This window comes from Motiliproteus coralliicola, assembly GCF_003345655.1.
Taxonomy (GTDB): Bacteria; Pseudomonadota; Gammaproteobacteria; order Pseudomonadales; family Balneatricaceae; genus Motiliproteus; species Motiliproteus coralliicola.
In genome coordinates this window covers 1,508,650-1,527,080 of sequence record NZ_QQOH01000001.1, presented here as the reverse complement: position 1 = coordinate 1,527,080, position 18,431 = coordinate 1,508,650, and the positions used below count along the sequence as shown (strand labels likewise).

At 58.2% G+C, this 18,431-nt stretch carries 18 protein-coding genes; 12 read left to right on the top strand and 6 right to left on the bottom strand.

Annotation, left to right across the window (positions count from 1 at the left end; translation table 11 throughout):
• Positions 1 to 8: 8 nt before the first annotated feature.
• Entirely contained in the window at positions 9 to 635 is a 627-nt protein-coding gene (locus DV711_RS06825; protein ID WP_114694853.1) for a porin family protein, read from the bottom strand.
• A gap of 390 nt (positions 636 to 1,025) precedes the next feature.
• On the opposite strand from DV711_RS06825, the gene DV711_RS06820 reads away from it, so the two are divergent.
• A complete protein-coding gene (locus tag DV711_RS06820; RefSeq protein ID WP_114694852.1) occupies positions 1,026 to 1,901 on the top strand; it encodes a bile acid:sodium symporter family protein in 876 nt (291 codons plus the stop codon).
• Here DV711_RS06820 and DV711_RS06815 read toward each other — a convergent pair.
• From DV711_RS06815 to DV711_RS06805, 3 genes are all read right to left on the bottom strand, one after another.
• The gene (locus tag DV711_RS06815; protein WP_114694851.1) at positions 1,883 to 3,256 is read right to left on the bottom strand and encodes a glutamine synthetase family protein; all 1,374 of its coding nucleotides are present in this window, start codon (positions 3,254 to 3,256) and stop codon (positions 1,883 to 1,885) included. The two genes, DV711_RS06820 and DV711_RS06815, sit on opposite strands and share 19 nt — an antisense overlap.
• A gap of 173 nt (positions 3,257 to 3,429) precedes the next feature.
• Positions 3,430 to 4,296, bottom strand: coding sequence for a response regulator transcription factor (locus DV711_RS06810; RefSeq protein WP_114694850.1), 867 nt, complete (start codon positions 4,294 to 4,296; stop codon positions 3,430 to 3,432).
• Positions 4,293 to 5,003, bottom strand: coding sequence for a hypothetical protein (locus DV711_RS06805; protein ID WP_114694849.1), 711 nt, complete (start codon positions 5,001 to 5,003; stop codon positions 4,293 to 4,295). The genes DV711_RS06810 and DV711_RS06805 overlap by 4 nt, the downstream gene beginning before the upstream one ends.
• A gap of 137 nt (positions 5,004 to 5,140) precedes the next feature.
• Here DV711_RS06805 and DV711_RS06800 point away from each other — a divergent pair, with 137 nt between their 5' ends.
• The 5 genes from DV711_RS06800 (at position 5,141) to DV711_RS06780 (ending at position 10,892) form a co-directional block, all read left to right on the top strand.
• A complete protein-coding gene (locus tag DV711_RS06800; RefSeq protein ID WP_114694848.1) occupies positions 5,141 to 5,512 on the top strand; it encodes a hypothetical protein in 372 nt (123 codons plus the stop codon).
• Between the two features lie 326 nt (positions 5,513 to 5,838).
• Positions 5,839 to 7,236 carry a DUF3422 family protein gene (locus DV711_RS06795; protein ID WP_114694847.1) on the top strand — a complete coding sequence of 466 codons (1,398 nt, stop codon included), beginning with the start codon at positions 5,839 to 5,841 and terminating at the stop codon, positions 7,234 to 7,236.
• Positions 7,237 to 7,364: 128 nt separating this feature from the next.
• The gene (locus tag DV711_RS06790) at positions 7,365 to 7,670 is read left to right on the top strand and encodes a BolA family protein (protein WP_114694846.1); all 306 of its coding nucleotides are present in this window, start codon (positions 7,365 to 7,367) and stop codon (positions 7,668 to 7,670) included.
• 79 nt (positions 7,671 to 7,749) lie between these two features.
• On the top strand, positions 7,750 to 9,588 hold the full coding sequence (locus tag DV711_RS06785; protein WP_341537585.1) for an ABC transporter ATP-binding protein: 1,839 nt from the start codon (positions 7,750 to 7,752) through the stop codon (positions 9,586 to 9,588).
• A gap of 71 nt (positions 9,589 to 9,659) precedes the next feature.
• On the top strand, positions 9,660 to 10,892 hold the full coding sequence (locus tag DV711_RS06780; RefSeq protein WP_114694845.1) for a phospholipase D-like domain-containing protein: 1,233 nt from the start codon (positions 9,660 to 9,662) through the stop codon (positions 10,890 to 10,892).
• 247 nt (positions 10,893 to 11,139) lie between these two features.
• Here the strand turns inward: DV711_RS06780 and DV711_RS19675 are convergent, their stop codons facing one another.
• The gene (locus tag DV711_RS19675; protein WP_279386509.1) at positions 11,140 to 11,265 is read right to left on the bottom strand and encodes a hypothetical protein; all 126 of its coding nucleotides are present in this window, start codon (positions 11,263 to 11,265) and stop codon (positions 11,140 to 11,142) included.
• A 119-nt stretch (positions 11,266 to 11,384) separates the two neighbouring features.
• On the opposite strand from DV711_RS19675, the gene DV711_RS06775 reads away from it, so the two are divergent.
• The 4 genes from DV711_RS06775 (at position 11,385) to DV711_RS06760 (ending at position 16,705) form a co-directional block, all read left to right on the top strand.
• A complete protein-coding gene (locus tag DV711_RS06775; RefSeq protein ID WP_114694844.1) occupies positions 11,385 to 12,173 on the top strand; it encodes a class II glutamine amidotransferase in 789 nt (262 codons plus the stop codon).
• A 128-nt stretch (positions 12,174 to 12,301) separates the two neighbouring features.
• Complete coding sequence (locus tag DV711_RS06770) at positions 12,302 to 14,101, top strand: AMP-binding protein (protein ID WP_114694843.1); 1,800 nt, start codon at positions 12,302 to 12,304, stop codon at positions 14,099 to 14,101.
• A gap of 85 nt (positions 14,102 to 14,186) precedes the next feature.
• Positions 14,187 to 15,665 carry a YjgN family protein gene (locus DV711_RS06765; protein ID WP_114694842.1) on the top strand — a complete coding sequence of 493 codons (1,479 nt, stop codon included), beginning with the start codon at positions 14,187 to 14,189 and terminating at the stop codon, positions 15,663 to 15,665.
• Positions 15,662 to 16,705 (top strand): M48 family metallopeptidase, encoded by a 1,044-nt coding sequence (locus DV711_RS06760; protein ID WP_114694841.1) that lies wholly within the window; start codon positions 15,662 to 15,664, stop codon positions 16,703 to 16,705. Before DV711_RS06765 ends, DV711_RS06760 begins: the two co-directional genes overlap by 4 nt.
• Before the next feature lie 33 nt (positions 16,706 to 16,738).
• Here the strand turns inward: DV711_RS06760 and DV711_RS06755 are convergent, their stop codons facing one another.
• Positions 16,739 to 17,056, bottom strand: coding sequence for a DUF1244 domain-containing protein (locus tag DV711_RS06755; protein ID WP_114694840.1), 318 nt, complete (start codon positions 17,054 to 17,056; stop codon positions 16,739 to 16,741).
• Positions 17,057 to 17,235: 179 nt separating this feature from the next.
• Here DV711_RS06755 and DV711_RS06750 point away from each other — a divergent pair, with 179 nt between their 5' ends.
• A complete protein-coding gene (locus DV711_RS06750; protein ID WP_114694839.1) occupies positions 17,236 to 17,499 on the top strand; it encodes a YeaC family protein in 264 nt (87 codons plus the stop codon).
• Complete coding sequence (locus tag DV711_RS06745; protein WP_207802546.1) at positions 17,499 to 18,362, top strand: DUF2797 domain-containing protein; 864 nt, start codon at positions 17,499 to 17,501, stop codon at positions 18,360 to 18,362. Before DV711_RS06750 ends, DV711_RS06745 begins: the two co-directional genes overlap by 1 nt.
• Positions 18,363 to 18,431 lie beyond the last annotated feature (69 nt).

Below are 18,431 nucleotides of genomic sequence, written 5' to 3'. Positions count from 1 at the left end.
AGGAGCTGTCAGAAGCGAAGGCTCAGACCGGTGGATAACTGCCACTGGGTCAGCAGGTCTCCCTCAACCCGGATATTGCATCCGGTTCCGCAGGCGATCTGGGTGCGATCGTTGACCAGAGTGCCGTAACCGCGCAGTTCGGTTCGCCAGCTCAGTTGCTGGCTGAACTGCCAGTTGAAGCCGATAGCCAGGCTCATCGACGGGCGTAATAGTTGATCGCTGCCGGACTTGGGTTCGAATAGGCTAAGCCCGATGCCGCCGGATACAAACGGGGATAGCGACTCGCGCCCTTGGAAAAAATAGTGACCACCAAGCTGCAGGTAGTGGACCCGGATATCACTCAAGTCATTGCCGGAAGTGTCATGCAGGGTGCTGTTTTGTTGGCTGTAGAGCAATTCGTAGGCTTTGTTGGGTTCTGACTCGAAGCTGGCAATGACGCTGAAATTGGCCGAATCGTCGATGTCGACGGGGTCACCGCTGCCGCTCTGCTCGAACTCACCGCCACCGCTGTAACCCGGCATCAGGCTCAGTTCAAATGCCTGGCTCGGCTGGGACAGTATCAACAGGCAGGGAACGAGCAGATAATGCCAGCTTGATTTCAGTCGGGTGGATCGTTGTTGGTTGGTGGTTCGCATTCTTTGACTCCGGTGGCTTAAGCCTTGAGTGTAGACCGTTGCCTCCTCACTGGTGATTGGGAGAAGGTAGGGAACCTTCGAACAAGTCCCTGCGGCTTCTGCAAGCGCCTGAAGTGCGCAAGTTCTAGGCGCAAGCGGCAGCTAATGGCCTTAGTCCTTAGCAAAGGTTGCAACGACGAAATTGTGTGCTTCAGGCCTTGCCCCGCTTTTGATTAAGGGGGGGGCATTCAGCTTGGCCCGCACTCTGCGTTGTAGCTTTTCGCAAGGTCTAGACATTGCTTCAAAGCTACGCCTGGATTGCGAACCAAGCTGAAAGCCAGAAGCTAGCAAGGACTTATTCGTAGGTTCCTTAGTAGCTTTTACATTAGGTAGCTTTTATATTGCCGTCCCATGATGTTATCGCAAATTCTGTTACCGGCAGCGCTGTTCTGCCTGATGCTGGGGTTGGGCCTGGGCCTGACTCTGTCCGATTTTCGGCGTTTGCTGGAACGCCCTAAGCTGCTGCTGGCCGGTCTGGTTGGGCAGCTGTTGCTGTTGCCGCTGCTGGTGTTCGTACTGCTGCAGTTGTGGTCACTGCCGACCGAGCTGGCGGTGGGGTTGATGATCGTAGCGCTGGCCCCCGGTGGTGCCACCTCGAATCTGATCAGCCACCTGTGCCGGGGTGATCTGGCGCTATCGGTCAGCCTGACCGGCCTGAGCAGTCTGATCGTACCGCTGAGCCTGCCCGTGGGTACCGCGGTGGCGTTGGAGTTCTGGCAGGCCGGGGCGCTGGATCAGCCGTTTCCTGTACTACCGACGATGCTGAAACTGGTTTTGATGGCTTTGCTACCGGTGTTGCTGGGGATGTTGCTGCGGCGCCGCTTCAGCGCCTTCGCACTCGCGGTGCAGCCGCTGGTCAAGGCGCTGGCGCTGGTGTTTATGCTGGCGGTGATCGGGTTGATCAGTTGGAGCAACTGGGACAGGCTGGAATCCTACCTGAGCTTGCTGGCTCCGCTGATACTGCTGATCGCGACCCTGGCGATGTTGCTCGGTTACCAGCTGGCGAGGCTGGTGGACGCCGATGCGGCGGCGGGTCGTACGCTGGCGATCGAGGTGGGAATCCAGAATGCCGGCACCGCGCTGCTGGTGACCGGTGCGGTGCTGCAGCAGCCGCAGATGTCGGCGGCGGTGCTGCTGTACGGCATCCTGATGCAGATCCCGGCGCTGCTGTTGATTATCGGCAGTAATCTACCGGGTCAGAGTCGGGCTCAGACCAGCGCCAGGTAGGTTTCGTACTCCAGTTTGGAGATATGCTGGCGGAACTCCTCCTGTTCTCGCTGCTTGATGATGGCATAGGCCTCGGTGAAATCGCGGCCGAGGTATTCACGCATAAATTCCGAGCGCTCGAACTGCTCCAATGCGCTGTACCAGTTGGTTGGCAGATTGATCTTACTGTTTTGGCTGCTTTCGAAATCCTGTGAGGGGGCTTCCGGCTGCAGTTGGTTGTCGATGCCGTAGAGTACCCCGGCCAACATGGTGGCCAGCAGCAGGTAGATATTGCTGTCTGCTCCGGCGAGGCGGTACTCGATCCGGCGCGCCGCCGCGGCGCCATTGGGGATTCGCAGGCTGGCATTGCGGTTTTCGTAGCCCCAGGATGCAACCTTGGGGGTGTGGACGCCGCCCATTCGGCGGTATGAGTTCAGGTGAGGGGCCAGCAGCAGGATTGAATCCGGCAGCGTCTGGGCCAGACCGGCCACCGCATGACGAAGCAGGTCGCTGCCCTGGTCGGTTCCATCGTCAAACAGGTTATTGCCGTCGGCATCCAGCAGGCTGACATGGACATGCATGCCGTTGCCGGCCAATTCGGCGGCCGGTTTGGCGATAAAGGAGGCGGTGCGGTCGTGCTTGCGGGCGACCCCTTTGATCAAACGCTTGAGGGTCTGCACATCATCGGCCACCTTCAGCGGATTCTGTTGGTGGAACATATTGAGTTCAAACTGCCCGGCCGACAACTCCTTAACCAGGCCGTCCAGCGGCAATCCCATCTCGTTACAGGACTGGCGGATCTCGTGTAGCAGCTCGGCGCTATCCTGCAGCATCTCGGTGCTGTAGACCTGACCGCCGATCTGGCAGTCGCCGTGCAGGCTGGTACCGGGCAGCAGCGGTTGGCCCTGTTCGCCGCGCTGGCTCTGGAACAGGTAGAATTCCAGCTCCGGTGCCATCACCGGGGTCCAGCCTCGTTCTTGATAGCGTGCCAGGACCTGCTCCAGTACGACCCGGGGATCACAACCCCAGGGTGAGCCTCGCTGTTGCACCATCGACATCATCATCTGGGCGGTGGGGCGGGCCAGCCAGGGTTCGCGCTTCAGGGTCGAGACCACCGGCTTGATCAGGCCGTCGGCATCGCCGGTACGATCGCACAGCGGCTCGATGTCGCGGCCCCAGATGTCCGGCATCACCGCACTCAGCGGCATCTTGAAATCCCACTGGAATAATTTGTCGAGCTTGTGAGGTTCGATCCACTTGCCCCGTTGGGTGCCGTTGAGATCGGTCAACAGGACTTCGATCAGCTCCAGGTCAGGGTTATCGCTGAGGAACTGTTGTGCTTGCTGCCAGCCCAGGCTCGGATCGGGTTGCCCCATGTTCTTTTCTCCGCTGTAAATAGGCGTTGGTGCCGGTTGCCGCGCACGATCGGAATCGTGGGTAGCATCCATAGCCTATCGCTGCGGCTCGGTGCTGCGTATGCCCTAAACGGGTCAGTCGATGGTGCCAGACGTTAGGGAAATGGGATGGAGGGGGAGTCCATCCCGTTTCCTTAGGGATCGCTGGACTGGGGGGATTGATAGGGCACCAGGGGGTCGCCGTCCTCCTCCGGGGGCAGGTAGGGCAGGCAGTTGATAAACAGCGAAAACAGTTCGGCCTGGGAGCCGATATCGAGTTTCTGGTAGATATGCTTGCGATGGCGACGCAGGGTCTCGATCGAGATCTCCAGCCGCTCGGCGGCAGATTGGGAGCTGTAGCCACGTAGCATCAGCTGCAGGGTCTGGTGTTCGCGCTCGGTCAGCACCGAGGAACCGAACAGTCGGATCGCCCGTTCGATGCTGTCCTCGAGTTCGTTCTGGTTGCTGAGCTGATCGCGGTACAGGTTCCAGTGTTTTTCCGTCAATGCTCGTATCAGCGGTTCGGCGCGGTGCAGGAAATTCAGCTCTTCGTCGCTGAATCGCTCGCTGTGCTGGCGCCGTTGCAGGGTCAGGTTGATAAAGGTTCCTTCGCCAAGTTCGTAGAGGTAGCCCACTTCGTCGCAGACGTTCATCTGTGAGAAGTAACCGGCGTAGCGCTCGCTCTGTTTGAACTGGTTGGCACCGATCTCGGTGATCCGGAACAGGCCGTCAGCGCCACGGCGCCCTTCACGATAGAACGGGTCCTGGCGATAGGCGCCGGCGATGTAACCGTCGATCTGGATTTCCCGGTCTCCCCGGGCGATGGCGTGATAGAGCAGCGCCGGTAGTTTGTTGGCGCGGAACAGCCAAACCTGGGGGTGATCCAGCGGTAGCTGGGACGACAGCGCCTCGAACAATGCCGCGAAAAAACCATCCGCGCCGAGCTGCTCGACCACCTGGCTCATCTGTTGATACCAGGGACTTGAACTGTTACTGCTGTCGGGGCTTTGGGTTTGACTCACGGGCTGAGCTCCATCGCGTTGTTGGGGGTTGGCGAATAACCGAGGGCTCTGTCGGGGATCTCGGTATCCACAGCGATATCAGGTATCAGACTATACAGGTGCTTCTGATCACGGAAGATATACAGGCGATTATGACGTTGTTGCAACTGCCAGTTTTCAGGATTTTCGATCAGTGCCAGCAGCAAGGCGCGCGGATCGGGCGCAGGACTTGGATGGCTGCGGCTGTCGCAACGCAGATCATCATACTGTCGGTTAGCCAGTAATCGGCAGGCGCTGTGAAGATCCCAGAACTCGGGCGGGGTGCTTAACGGGCTCAGTGGCCCTAGAAAAGCGGGTGAAATGACACTGCGCTCTTTGGCAAAGAACTGCCGGATTGTGATATTGCGAATGATCCCCAAGGCCGCATTGTCGCGAGCATTGCCGTCAAAATCCTGCTGTTGCAGCAGTTCGACCATCCGGCACAGATCGAACTGGCAGGCTTTGATAAATTGCCACGCCGGCGCAACGCTGGTTCTGGAGCCGACGCTGTATTTGAGCGCTTGCTGGCCATGGCGGACCTGGCGGTTCAGCAGAGTGAGCTGCAGGTGATTGCTCTGAAAATCCACCAGTACATCGGGTTGACGCACAAAACAGTAGGGCTGCTCGCGGCGGCAGAATTCGATCCACTGCTGGCGGGTCTGCAGACTGTCAAGAACGCGAATATTCATGCACGGTGATCGGCGTAGGGTTGATCTTCAAGGTTTATGAGTGATCTTCAAGGCTAAGGAACCTGCGATTAAGCCCCTTAGCATACTGCCGTGGCCGGTTATAATCAGCTTTTTATCGTTACGGCTTGGAATTACAGATGAAACTGCTTAATCGTTCGGCCCTGCTGGTACTGCCTCGTCAACCCTACCTGGACTGGGTCAATGCCCTGCCATCAGAGATCAGCGAGTTGGAGCAGCCGCTCAGTCTGGCCGCGCTCGAGGTTGAAGGACGGGTCTATCTGCTCGATGAGGCCGAATCGGATGAGCTGGACGCCGATCAACTACTGGCCGAGCAGTTGCAACACAGCTGGCAATCACTGCTGGAAAACGAGCTGGGCGCCTGGGATGAGCTGGGCCGTCATTGGCCCGAGCCCCTGAGTCAGCAGCTGTTGCAGGAGTGGTTCGAACTGAAGCCGCTGAGTTTGGCGTTTGATGCCGCCGCAGAGCCATTGATGCTGGCTTCGCTGTAACTTCGGCCAGTGATGGCGTCGAGATTCTTGCCCGTTTGATACCCCTGATGAGGTAACCCGATTATTAGCCCGCCGGGTTAATACATTGATACATCCTTGTATCAATCATTGGCTGAAAGCCAATGCGAGCCTGTTAAAAACAAGTAGTTCCGCGCAACTGTGCCGATTTTTGATAGGCGATGGGCAATTAGGCAGAAGCCTATTTGTCCACCGGGTAATAGTGCCAAAGTGCCGGGTTGGTTACATAAAATGACCGTGATAGGTAGTTTCTAAGACTTTCGTCGGATGCTATATATGCCTGCACAACATTTTTTGGGGATATATTCATGTCAAACACGCCACCGGCGACTCAGCGGCTTGAAACCGTTGAGACAGCGCCGTCATTTAAGTTGGGGCAGGGGCCGTTACAGCCCCATCCGTTGCGCGAAGGGCTCTATAACGAGCTGCACAGTCGACCCTATCGGATTCTGCCATCGCCGTCGCAGCTGACCCATATTGCGATCAAGCATGGCGGCAAGGATCAGCAGCGCGAGCTGGAGCTACTGACCGCACTTTGCGACCGTTATCAGGTGACCGCACCCACCGCCAATATGCCCTGCTACCATCAGGATTTCGGCTTATTCGAGTTGCGTTGGGAGCGACATACCGAGTTTTCCGGCTACACCTTTATCCGCAAGGGAGAACTGCAGGGGATGCCGTTCGCCCACAACGCCGTTGACCTGCTGCCACCGGATTGGCTGGCGCAGCTGCCGGGCACGGTGGTGGCGGCCTTCCATATGCTGATTGAAGATGTTACTACCAAACCGGAACCGCCGGTTGAGCAGGTGGCCGGCTATTTCGAGAATCTGCGTTTGGTCGGTTCGCAGCCGGCCAATGGTAAAGCCTCGGTGTGGACGACCTTCCGACTTCACAGCGACGGCTTCGGGCGCTTTATTTTGTATAACCGTGGTCTGAGTGAGTCTCAGCTGGGACGTATGGCGCAGCGCTTTATCGAGCTGGAAACCTACCGTTTGATGGCCTCCCTGGGGTTGCCGTTGGCGAGGGAGATTCAGCCGCAGCTGGAGTCACTGGATGATCAGCTCGAAGCGGTAATGTGCGAGATCGCCGATCTGGACAGCCCGGAGGGCGAGCGGGAGTTGCTGGATCGGCTATCATCGATGGCGGCCAAGGTGGAGGGGTTTCGCGCCCGCAGCAACTACCGCTTCTCAGCCACCAAGGCCTATCACCAGGTGGTGGAACAGCGGCTGGAGGTGCTCCGAGAGCTGGATCGGGAGGTTGCCGGTCATCTGACCCTGAATGAATTTCTGGTACGTCGACTGACCCCGGCGGTGCGTACTTGCGAATCTACCGGCCGGATGCTGGATGACCTGTCGACCCGAATCGACCGTGCCAGCCGCTTGCTCCGCACCCGGGTACAGTTGACCCTGGAGGAGCAGAATCAAGGGCTGATGAGCTCGTTGGATAGGCGCGGCAAGATTCAGTTGCTGATGCAGCAGACCGTCGAAGGGCTGTCGGTGGTGGCGATCAGCTACTACCTGATCAGCATCCTGAAGTTGGGCTTTGAACTGCTGGATAAGCTGGGGGTACCGATCAATGCCGAGATGGCTACCCTGGCGTCGATACCGCTGGTGATGTTGGTGATCTGGGCTGCGACCCGGCGTATCCATCGTCATTTCAACCGCTTGGAGCGGCAGCCTCAGAATTCCGCAAAGACCGAGGAATAACCTGATCCGGCTGTTCTCGCCGTGGTTATCTGCCTACAATCAGCGCTTTGTCCGGTCGGCTATGCTTGGAGTAGCCGGGTGCGCTGATTGCAGGCGTCGCGACCGGCGGGTTAGCTTAAGAGGTATCTATGCAGTCGACGATCGAACAGAAACTCCGTGCAGGTCTGGACCTGATCCATCTGGCCATTGCCAACGAAAGCCACATGCACAGTGGTCCGGCCACCGACAGTCATTTCAAATTGACGCTGGTCTCGGACGACTTTGTCGGCAAACGCCCGGTGGCGCGCCATCAGATGGTTTACGGTCTGCTGCGCGACGAACTCGATGGGCCGGTTCATGCCCTGGTGATTCACGCCTTCAGTGCCGAAGAGTGGCAGGCCAAAGGCGGCGAGGTCCCTGACTCGGCCCGTTGTGCCGGTAGTCCAAAAAACTAACAGGCGACTCTATTCCCGGGCCTCGTCGTTACGCCCAGTCGGCGGGCCATCGTGGAGATCGCCTATTGGAGACCGATGATTGAAGCCGATTCCAGCGCCTGATTCAGCGTCTAAACCCACCTCCAGGTACAAGGTCCCGTCTGACGGGTACGACTGGGGGTTTATCCTCGAAGTGGCCCGCCAGCATAAACGCGAGCTGGTGCTGGCCAATCTGGTTGCTATCGCCGCCGCACTGGCCGCGGTTCCGCTGCCGTTGCTGATGCCGTTGCTGGTCGATGAAGTGTTACTGCAGCAGCCGGGCGCGATGGTGGCTGCCATCGATTCGCTTTTCCCGACCGATTGGCGTGCGCCGGCCCTGTATATCTTTGCGGTACTGGCGCTGACGGTGGTGCTGCGGATTATGGCGCTGGTGTTCAATGTCTGGCAGGGGCGCCAGTTCACTATCATCTCCAAAGACATCATTTTCCGAATGCGCAAAGGGATGCTGACCCGACTGCAGCGGATTTCGATGGCCGAATACGAGACCCTCGGCAGCGGCGCGGTCAGTTCCCACTTTGTCACCGATCTGGATACCATCGACCGCTTTGTCGGCGAGTCGGTCAGCAAATTGCTGGTGGCCAGTCTCAGCATCATCGGTACGGCGGGGGTGCTGTTATGGCTGCACTGGCAGCTGGCGCTGTTCATCCTGTTTATGAATCCGCTGGTGATCTGGGTCACGATGCGGATCGGTCGGCAGGTGAAACGGCTCAAGCGGCGCGAGAACAGCGCCTATGAGATCTTTCAGGAAACCCTGACCGAAACCCTGGACGCGATCCAGCAGATCCGGGCCGGCAACCGCGAGCGCCACTACCTGGCAAGACTGGTGGATAGCGCCGATCAGGTACGCCAGCACTCCTGCACCTTCGAGTGGCGCTCGGACGCGGCCAATCGACTCAGCTTTGTGGTGTTCCTGGTCGGCTTCGACCTGTTTCGGGCCGTGGCGATGATGATGGTGGTGCTGTCGAGTCTGAGTATCGGCCAGATGATCGCGGTATTCGGTTACCTTTGGTTCATGATGGGGCCGGTGCAGGAACTGTTGCGGATGCAGTACAGCTATTACGCTGCCGACGCTGCCCTGGGACGGATCAACCGTCTGCTGGCGCTGCACGAAGAACCACAATATCCCAGCCTGCAGGATCCCTTTGTCGGTAAGCCGACCGTCGCGATCGAACTGGAAGATGTGCACTTTGCCTATCAGTCCGGGGTTGATGTGCTCAACGGTATCAGCCTGTCGATCCGTCCCGGTGAAAAGATTGCCCTGGTGGGGGCCAGCGGTGGCGGTAAATCGACCCTGGTGCAGGTGTTGCTGGGGCTTTATCCGGCCAATGCCGGCCAGATCCGGTTCGATGGGGTGCCGGTGGAGCAGATCGGGCTGGCCAAGGTACGCCAGCATGTGGCCACGGTGCTGCAGCAGCCGGCGCTGTTCAACGGCACGGTTCGTGCCAATCTGGAGATGGGGCAGCGTCACGACGAAGAGCGACTCTGGCATGCGCTGGAAGTCGCACAGCTGAAAGACTTTGTCGCGCAGATGGACCAGGGGCTGGATACCCTGGTGGGACGGCAGGGGATCCGGCTTTCCGGCGGTCAGCGGCAGCGGTTGGCGATCGCCCGTATGGTACTGACCGATCCCAAGGTGGTCATTCTGGACGAAGCCACCTCGGCACTGGATGCCGAAACCGAATTTGCGCTTCACCGGGCGATGGAGACCTTCCTGGCGGGGCGCACGACCCTGATCGTGGCCCACCGCCTCAGCGCGGTGAAGCAGGCCGATCATGTCTATGTATTCGAAGACGGCACCATCTGTGAAAGCGGAAGTCATCAGCAACTGCTTGAAAGTGATGGCTTGTACGCCAAACTTTATGGTGACTATCAGCACTGACCGGTGTCTGCTGGACAGCACCAGGATGGCACTGATTAACCCATCTCATCGCTTAGCAGGCTTAACTGCCGATGAAAGGATCACTTGTTCGCCAACTGAATCAAACCGGTCTGTACCGTCGTCAGCCTTGGCCGTGGCGTGATGGCAACCACAGCCGGCTGCTGGTGGGAGGGGCTCGCTACTTCCCCGCCATGGTGGAGTCGATCGACCAGGCCCAGGAACGAATCCTGTTGGAGTTCTATCTGGTCAGCTCGGGACGGGTGATGGACGAGCTGATCGACAGTCTGGTCAGGGCGCGACAGCGCGGCCTGAGGGTGTGGTTCCTGCTGGATGATTTCGGCAGCCGTGGATTGGTGGCCAGCGACCGACAGCGGTTACGGGATGCCGGGGTCGAGCTGGCGTTCTACAACCGGCTTCGGGTCGATAAATGGAACCGTAACTTTGCCCGCGACCATCGCAAGCTATTGGCGGTTGACGGTCGGGTGGCCTTTGTCGGCGGTACCGGCCTTTGTGATGAGTTTCTACCGGCCCCGCAGGGGGCGGGCTGGCATGAACTGATGCTGCGGATTGAAGGCCCGGTGGTGACCGATTGGGAGCAGCTGTTTGCCCGGGTCTGGCGCTGGTGTCGGGCCCAGCAACTGACGTTTACGCCTTTCAGGTTCTCCAACGCTGGTTATGGCCTCGCGGACGCCGGACGGGACGGTTCAAGCGTCCATTCTGCCAGCTCGGAATTCATCGCAGAGCGCGGTGGCTTGATGAAGGTTTCAACCTGCGAGGGCCCCCAGCAGCAGGAGATCAAAATCAACTTCCGCCGTCGAATCAACGAGTCCGAACAACGGCTCTGGCTGGTGACGGCCTACTTTCTGCCGTCCTGGTCGATCCGCAGGGCGTTGCGCCGTGCGGCCAGGCGGGGCGTGGATGTCAGGCTGCTGCTGCCCGGTGACCTGTCCGACCATCCGGGGATCTTCTATGCCTCGCGGCGATACTACCAGCGACTGTTACGGGCGGGGGTGAAGATCTATGAATACCGAGCCAGCTTTAACCATTCCAAAGTCTGTTTGAGTGACGACTGGGTTTCGATCGGCTCCTGTAATCTGGATCACTGGAACCTGCGTTGGAATCTGGAAGCCAACCAGGAGGTGATCGATCCACAGCTGTGTCGTCAGTTGCAGCAGCAGCTGAGAAGGGATTTTGAATTCAGTCACCAGATCAGCCTGCGGTCCTGGTTGGCCAGACCGCTATGGCGGCGCTTATACGAATTTGTGCTCGGTTATCTGGCTGCGATCCTATTGCGGATCTTCTGAGGATGCGGGGCGTGGATTCGCCATCTCTTTCGATGGGCAATCCTGCGAGTTCGGTTGCTCCTCGACATCGGACCCTAGGTCACAGTGGTGCCCGGCCGATGTGGCTTCCTGAGTTTGATAGTTGCCGACCGGTGAGGATATCGATACCCCTTGGGGTAGCCGTACCTCGCTACTGCAGGCCGAGATCGTTGCTATCAGTATCAACCCAACAGTGGCTGTGCGGCCCTTACATAGGGGGTGAGGGGCTTCAGCCATCCTGGGAGCTGTCCTTGTCGGCGCTGGGCGTTGGTTTCTTTTTGCGCGACGGCAGCAACAGGGCCAGCAAAATCAGACCAATCACGGCTAACTCTATGGCGGGGATCAGATAGTCCATGGGCAGTACGGGGTCGGTTGAGGATGATCGGGAGTCTATCAATAAGTCTACAACAAACTTCAGCTGGCTCTTCGATTGCAGTAATCTGATAGCAATTCACTTGAAGATCAGGAGTTGCTATGTGCGAACTGCTCGGCATGAGCGCCAATGTCCCCACCGATATCTGTTTCAGTTTTGCCGGTTTGATGCAGCGAGGCGGCCAGACCGGACCGCACCGTGATGGTTGGGGTATCGCGTTTTATGAGGGTAAAGGGGTTCGCAGCTTCCATGATCCGGAACCCAGCTCCTGCTCGCGTATCGCCCAACTGGTTCGCGAGCATCCGATCAAAAGCCATGTGGTGATCAGCCATATCCGTCAGGCTAATGTCGGTAAGATCAGCCTCGAGAATACCCATCCGTTCAGCCGGGAGCTCTGGGGCCAGCACTGGACGTTTGCCCATAATGGCCAGCTGGATAAAAAAGTCTTCGATTGGCCGTTGGGGTTCTATCGTCCGGTTGGTACCACCGATAGCGAGTACGCCATGTGCTGGCTACTGGGCAAGTTGCGCGATCGCTACGACAGCCCGCCAGCGATTGAAGAACTCAGCGCTACCATCCAGCAACTCTGTGATCAACTGCGCGAGCTGGGTGTCTACAACATGCTGTTGACCGACTCGCACCATCTGTTCGCCTACTGCACCACCAAGCTGACCTGGATTACCCGTCGGGCTCCGTTCGGTGAGGCTTCGTTGAAGGACGATGATCTGGTGGTGGACTTCTGCAAAGAGACCCAGCCCAACGATGTGGTCACGGTCATCGCCACCGAGCCTCTGACCGACAATGAAACCTGGCACCGGATGGAAACGGGGGAGATGCAGGTCTTTGTCGAAGGATTGCCACTCAATAGCACTCCAATAAGCTCAGTCTGAGACTAGCATTACCAAAAAAACAGCTTCAAATTCCATCGCTTGTCGTTGCTTCAGTAACGCTTGACCTGCGTATAGATCGCGAGTACAACCTTAGTATAACTATGCGACTATAGTTTGATGGAGTGGATGTGCAGGCTAAGCAACGCAAGGACCAGCGCGAAGAGCGCGAACTACCTGGCCAGCAGCGAGTCGGAGATTTCGGTGCGGCTCGCGATGAACTCGATTTTCAGGGGATGAACAGCCTGGTCGACCTGCTCGAACGTAGCAGCCGACGCTTTCCCGACCGCCCGGCGTTCAGCAATCTGGGCACCACGATTACTTACCGTCAGCTGGATCAGCAGGCCCGTGACTTCGCTGCGTACCTGCAGAACTGTACCTCACTCGAGCCGGGTGACCGCTTCGCCATCGAATTACCGAACCTGATGCAGTATCCGGTGGTGTTACTTGGCGCGCTGCGTGCCGGCTTGGTGGTGGTCAACCTCAATCCGCTGAACTGTCCGGTTGAGCTGGCGCATCAACTGCGTGATTCCGGTGCTCGTGGTTTGGTGGTGCTGGCCAATGCGGCCGACAAGCTCGAGGGGATCCTTGATCAGACCGATATCGACTGCCTGATCGTGACCGAGCTGGGGGATGCGCTGCCGACTTGGAAGCGAGCGCTGGTCAATGTGTCGGTACGCTATCTGAAGAAGATGGTGCCGGAGTACCAATTGCCCGACGCGATCGATTATGTTGAGGCGATGCACCGGGGTAGCCGACAGCCCTATAACGCACCGCCGCGGCAGTTAGATGATCTGGCGCTGTTGCAGTATACCGGCGGCACCACGGGCCGGCCGAAGGGTGCCTGCCTCAGTCATCGCAACCTGCTCGCCAACCTGATTCAGGTACGCAGCCTGCTTGACCAGGAGACCGAGCCCGGTCACGAAGTGCTGATCGCACCATTGCCGCTCTACCATATCTACTCGCTGACCGTCAGCTGCCTGCTGATGATCGAGATCGGTGCCGAAGTGGTGTTGATCACCAATCCGCGGGATCTGGGAGATTTTGTCCGCCAGCTGCGCCGTTGTCGGCCGACCCTGTTTATCGGTCTCAATACCCTGTTTGCCGAACTGATCCGTGAACCGGGCTTCGATAAGCTCAGCTGGCCCGATCTGAAGTGGACACTGTCCGGGGGGATGCCGCTAAATCCAGACGTGGCCGAGCAGTGGCAGAACCTGACCGGTGCCAAGTTACTCGAAGGTTACGGTTTGACCGAGACCTCGCCGATCGTCAGCGTGAACCCACCCAATGCGATCAAAATGGGCAGTATCGGGGTACCGATACTCGGGACCGAGATTCGGCTGGTCGATGAAGAGGGTATGGACGTTCCGGTCAGCGGTTGTGGTGAGCTTTGCGTACGGGGCCCACAAGTGATGCGGGGCTACTGGCAGCAGCCCGACGAAACCGAGGCGGTACTGGACCCCCAAGGCTGGCTTCACACCGGGGATATTGTCAGGCTGGATTCTCAGGGCTACCTGACGGTGATCGATCGCAAGAAAGACATGATCAATGTGTCCGGCTTCAGCGTGTATCCCAACGAAGTGGAGATGGTGGTGCGTGCGCACCCGGACGTTGAAGACTGTGTCGTGATCGGCATACCCGATCCGGTCAGCGGAGAGCAGGTGAAGTTGTTTGTGGTCGCCAGTAACCCGCTGTTGAGTGTTCAGCAGATTCGCGGGTATTGCCGTGAACGCCTCAGCGGCTACAAGGTGCCGTCACAGGTTGAGTTTCGCACGGAACTGCCCAAGAGCCAGGTAGGCAAGGTGCTCCGACGGTTGATGCGTGATACCCAGTCGCCGCTGTCCCGAGCGGTTTCGCGACTGCCATCGACTAGCGACGCCTTTGATGCCGGTACGGATCAATGGTTGAGTTACCCCTACCGGCAGGAGTGATGATACTGCCAGTACTGTTGTGCTCAAGCGTGCTTAAGGCATAATCGATCCGAAGTTCATGGATTAGAACAACAAGGAACAGGATATGTCCGACTCAAGTTACAGTGTGGTCATCAGCGGTGATGTGGTTGATGGCTTCGATCCAGCGCAGGTTCAGCGCGATTTTGCCCAGCTATTTTCCATCGATGACAGGGTTGCCGAGCGGCTATTTGGCCAGGGCAATCGGGTGATCAAGAAAAACCTCGATGAGGATGGCGTCAACCGCTACCTGGCTCGTCTTGCCCAGATCGGTGTGGTGGCTTTTCGACGTCGACAGGCCCCGGTAGTCGATGATGGGACTGGCCGGGAGCTGAACCACAGCGCAGCAACGGCTTCGATCGCAGGCACCGGACCAGAGCAGGCAACGGTGCAGCCAACGCCTGATAATCAAGCTGATGCTCCGGGCTCGGAGCCGACATCAGCGCCCCAGGCTGCGGTCGTTGATAGTGGCTTGGGTAACGCCTCTGCCGCCGATGATGACGGGTACGATCCTTTTTATCGCGATTCGGATAACGCCCAGTCCACGGCTACGCAACACGTTAACGGAACCCCGTACCCACTCAGTTTTCACGGTCAAGGCCGTGAGTATTTTCGCATCTGGATCGTCAACCTGCTGCTGACGATAGCCACGTTGGGAATCTACAGTGCCTGGGCCAAGGTCAGGAATGCACAGTATTTTCACGGGCATACCGAGCTGGCCGGGAGCCGTTTCGCCTATCTGGCCAAACCGTTGACGATTCTGAAGGGGCGGCTGATTGCGGTAGCGGTGTTTGTGATCTATTCGCTGGCTTCGGAGTTTAATCCGATGATCGGTGCGGCGATGGCCCTGCTGTTTGTGATCGTCTTGCCCTGGATTGTGGTGCGATCGTTACGTTTCAGTCGGCGCATGACCGCCTGGCGGAATATTCGCTTTGGGTTTGACGGATCGGTGCTGGATGCTGCCAAGGCCTTTATTTTGTGGCCGCTGGTCGGTTTTCTTACCTTCGGATTGCTGATGCCGTTAGCGCTGTACAAGCAGATGCAGTTTGTTATCAACAATACCCGCTTCGGAACCAGTCGCTTTACTCTTAAACCCTGTGGCAAGGCGTTTTATCTGATCTATGCCAAGGCGATGTTGATCATTCTGGTTGGCGTTGCACTGATGTTCGGACTTACCGTTGTGCTACCCGGGTTACCGCCATTCGTGATCGCGGTGGCCTATTTCTATCTGTACGTCTTTGTCGCGGTCCGCACCAACAACCTGCTGTTCAACCAAACCGAGATTGCCGATGCCGGGGTGAGTTTCTCCAGCAGCTGGCAGGATGGCTCGTTCTTCCGTCTGACCCTGATCAACGGTGTGCTGACCCTATGCACCCTCGGGCTCTACCTGCCTTGGGCGCTGGTACGACTGGCCTACTACAAGGCCGAGCATCTGGAGCTCTGGGCTGAGCAGGATCTCGATCACTTTGTCGCTGCCCAGGAGCAGGAGATCTCGGCCCTGGGTGAGGAGTTGGGTGAAGTGTTCGATGTGGAGTTTGGCGTGTGACTTCCGACCCACTGCTGCGGCTTGATGGGGATTACTTTGACGGTAACGGCTCCACCCGTACCCGAATCCAATTAGCGCTCTACGCCGATGGGCAGGTGGTGATCGGCGAGCAGCAGAGTGCTCGGGTACTGATTCGGTTGGAGCAGTCAGAAGTCAGGATCAGTAGCCGGCTGGCCAACAGCCCGCGCTATCTGGATCTTCCCGGTGGACAGCGGGTCGAAACCCTGGCAAACGATGGGGTGGATCAATGGGTGGCCCGGTTTCGTCCGGGCCTGGCCCAGGGGATGGTCCATCGACTGGAGGCGAACTGGCGCTTTGTCGCCCTGACCCTGGTGCTGGTGGTGGCCAGTGTGTGGGGCACGGTCAATTACGGGGTGCCCTATCTTTCTCAGCAGCTGGCCAAAGCCCTGCCGCAATCGTTATTGAATCAGGCCTCTGAGCAAACCCTGGCGGTGTTCGAGAAGGTCTGGTTGGAGCCGAGTCAGCTGGACGATCAACGGCAGCAGCAGTTGCTGACACACTTCGAGCCGGCGCTGACGGAGTATGCCGACCTGGGGCTCAAGGTGATCTTCCGTCACAGTGAGGCGATCGGTGCCAACGCTTTCGCGCTGCCCGATGGTACGATCATTTTCACCGACGGGCTGGTGAATCTGTCGGAGCATGACGATGAACTGGTTGCGATTCTGGCCCATGAGATCGGCCATGTGGCTCACCGGCATGGCCTGAGGAGGATTATCCAGAACTCGATGTTTCTGTTTGTGTTGGCGATGATTACCGGCGATGTCAGCGGTACCGCCGATCTGGTGTTGGGGGTGCCGATTCTGTTCGCCGAACTGGCCTATTCCCGAGAACACGAGCGCGAGTCGGATCAGTTTGCGTTGGACTATCTCCAACGCCACCAGATTCCACCGTACCGCTTTGCCGATCTGATGAAACGGTTGGCCAAGCAGGGGGGGCGGGAAGAGGGCGACGGACAGGGTTTGCAGCAGTACCTTCAGACCCATCCGCACATCAACGAACGGGTCGAAGCTTTTCAATAGCGCATGGGTTGAGCAGAGCGGTTGCTGCCTGAGTTAGCGGTGACCGCTGATTTTGGCGTGCAGCGGTTTGGTGCTTTCGAACTGCTGCAGTTGCTCCTGGCTGGCCGGGGCCTGATGGTTGGCCTTCCAGTCGGCATAGCTCATACCATATACCTGCTCCAGTGCCTCGTCCTTGCTCAGCTCCACGCCTCGCTCTTCGGCGGCGGCCAGCAGCCATTTTGACAGGCAGTTGCGACAGAAACCGGCCAGGTTCATCAGGTCGATATTCTGGACATCTTTGCGCTCTTGCAGGTGGGCGACCAGGCCGCGGAACGCGGCGGCTTCAAGCTGGATACGATCGTTGTCGTTCATGGGGGCTCCAATGGATGGGTAAAACAGGGACTGCTGGATCAATCGGCGTCGCAGTCTTCAGCGCCGCGTGCAGAGTATAGATGGGGTTAATGACGGCGTCATCGTGGCAGCGACGATGGGTGAATATGGTATGATCGGCAGCCCGTTTCCAATCCGTTAACTGATCACAGGTAGCTGCTATGACCTTTGAAGAACTGTTGCAATCGATGACCCCCGAAATCCATGCCACCATGAAGACCGCGGTTGAGCTGGGTAAGTGGGCCGACGGTCGGCGCCTGACGGATGAGGAGCGAGAGGCCTGCATGCAGGCGGTGATCGCTTACGACGAACAACATGTGCCGGAGGAGGAGCGGGTGGGCTACATTTCCCGCAAGAAGTCCGACGGCTCGAATCATAGCCCCAGCCAGAGTACCGAGGAAATCGTCAAGATTCTGCAGAACTGATGATGGAGTTGTTTCCCACCGAACTGTCGCTGCAGGGCAGTGGCCATCTGGCTAAGATGCGAACCGCACTGGGAGCCGACTCTCAGTCTCCCTGTCACTACTGGTTGCCGCTGGATCAGCAGGAATTTGCGTTGAATCCATTGATTGGCAGACCGATCCGGTTGGTCTACCACGGTGAGATCCACTGCCAGCATTGCGGCCGGGCCACACGCAAGAGTTTCAATCAGGGTTACTGTTATCCCTGTTTCAAAAAGCTACCCCAGTGCGATAGCTGTATCGTCAGTCCGGAGAAGTGCCACTTCGACGCCGGTACCTGCCGCGATGCCGATTGGGGACAGCGAAACTGCATGACCGAGCATGTGGTCTACCTGGCCAACTCCTCAGGCTTGAAGGTCGGGATCACCCGCGCCAGCCAGGTGCCGACCCGCTGGATCGACCAGGGCGCGATCCAGGCATTGCCGATCTACCGGGTCGACAGCCGTTACCGATCCGGGCTGGTGGAGATCCTCTACAAGAATCACGTGGCCGACCGCACCAACTGGCGGGCGATGCTCAAGGGGCAGGTCGAGAACCTGGACTTGGTAGCCGAGCGAGAGCGGCTGTTCAGCGTCTGTGCCGAGGGGATTGCCGAGTTGCAGCAGCAGTATGGCGAGGCGGCGGTCATACCGCTGACGGAGGCTGAACCGATCGAGCTGTGCTATCCGGTCAGTCAGTATCCGAGCAAGGTCAGTTCGCTGAACTTTGACAAGCAAGCCGTGGTCGAAGGCGTACTTCAGGGGATAAAAGGCCAGTATCTGATCCTCGATACCGGGGTGATCAATATTCGTAAGTTTGGCGCCTATCAGGTCGACTTCTACGCCTGAGCTATACCTACACTATATCTGTTTAGGGAGGGCCGGATCCCGGCCCCTTGATGCCCGCTACCATTTTCC

Coding starts and splice junctions, on each gene's coding strand:
- DV711_RS06825 (WP_114694853.1), bottom strand. CDS start 635: ATGCGAACCACCAACCAACAACGATCCACCCGACTGAAATCAAGCTGG.
- DV711_RS06815 (WP_114694851.1), bottom strand. CDS start 3,256: ATGGGGCAACCCGATCCGAGCCTGGGCTGGCAGCAAGCACAACAGTTC.
- DV711_RS19675 (WP_279386509.1), bottom strand. CDS start 11,265: ATGGACTATCTGATCCCCGCCATAGAGTTAGCCGTGATTGGTCTGATT.
- DV711_RS06775 (WP_114694844.1), top strand. CDS start 11,385: ATGTGCGAACTGCTCGGCATGAGCGCCAATGTCCCCACCGATATCTGT.
- DV711_RS06790 (WP_114694846.1), top strand. CDS start 7,365: ATGCAGTCGACGATCGAACAGAAACTCCGTGCAGGTCTGGACCTGATC.
- DV711_RS06780 (WP_114694845.1), top strand. CDS start 9,660: ATGAAAGGATCACTTGTTCGCCAACTGAATCAAACCGGTCTGTACCGT.
- DV711_RS06805 (WP_114694849.1), bottom strand. CDS start 5,003: ATGAATATTCGCGTTCTTGACAGTCTGCAGACCCGCCAGCAGTGGATC.
- DV711_RS06750 (WP_114694839.1), top strand. CDS start 17,236: ATGACCTTTGAAGAACTGTTGCAATCGATGACCCCCGAAATCCATGCC.
- DV711_RS06755 (WP_114694840.1), bottom strand. CDS start 17,056: ATGAACGACAACGATCGTATCCAGCTTGAAGCCGCCGCGTTCCGCGGC.
- DV711_RS06795 (WP_114694847.1), top strand. CDS start 5,839: ATGTCAAACACGCCACCGGCGACTCAGCGGCTTGAAACCGTTGAGACA.
- DV711_RS06820 (WP_114694852.1), top strand. CDS start 1,026: ATGATGTTATCGCAAATTCTGTTACCGGCAGCGCTGTTCTGCCTGATG.
- DV711_RS06745 (WP_207802546.1), top strand. CDS start 17,499: ATGATGGAGTTGTTTCCCACCGAACTGTCGCTGCAGGGCAGTGGCCAT.
- DV711_RS06765 (WP_114694842.1), top strand. CDS start 14,187: ATGTCCGACTCAAGTTACAGTGTGGTCATCAGCGGTGATGTGGTTGAT.
- DV711_RS06800 (WP_114694848.1), top strand. CDS start 5,141: ATGAAACTGCTTAATCGTTCGGCCCTGCTGGTACTGCCTCGTCAACCC.